Annotated in this window: 1 protein-coding gene; it reads left to right on the top strand. The window is 53.0% G+C overall.

Features of this window, described 5'->3' with window-relative positions; translation table 11 throughout:
- On the top strand, positions 1 to 199 hold a 199-nt coding region (locus J3482_RS20440; protein WP_206923124.1), incomplete at its 5' end, for a hypothetical protein.
- Positions 200 to 281: the final 82 nt, after the last annotated feature.

The raw sequence follows: 281 nt of genomic DNA, 5'->3' as shown, positions 1-281 counted from the left end.
CATCTATATCATCCCCGACCGCCTCGCCAAGTTCCTTCGCGAGAATGGATACAACCCCGAAGAAATCATCCCCGCCTGGGCGGAGCGCCAATGGTTAGAGACCCAAGGTGGTCGTCACCAAAAGCGCATCCGAATCAACGGACAACCCACCTGGTGCATCGCCATTCGTCGTTCTGCGGTGGAAGAATTAGAAAATTAGACCACGAGGTGTTCTCACTAAAACACCATAGTGAGAACGGCAGTGAGAACGGCAAAAACCGCGCCGTTATGCGGTTTATAGG

Origin of the sequence: Alicyclobacillus suci (assembly GCF_017329615.1) — a bacterium.
In the GTDB taxonomy this organism is placed as follows: Bacteria; Bacillota; Bacilli; order Alicyclobacillales; family Alicyclobacillaceae; genus Alicyclobacillus; species Alicyclobacillus suci.
The sequence above is the reverse complement of the archived record's forward strand: the minus strand, read 5'-3'. Positions and strand labels throughout refer to the sequence as shown.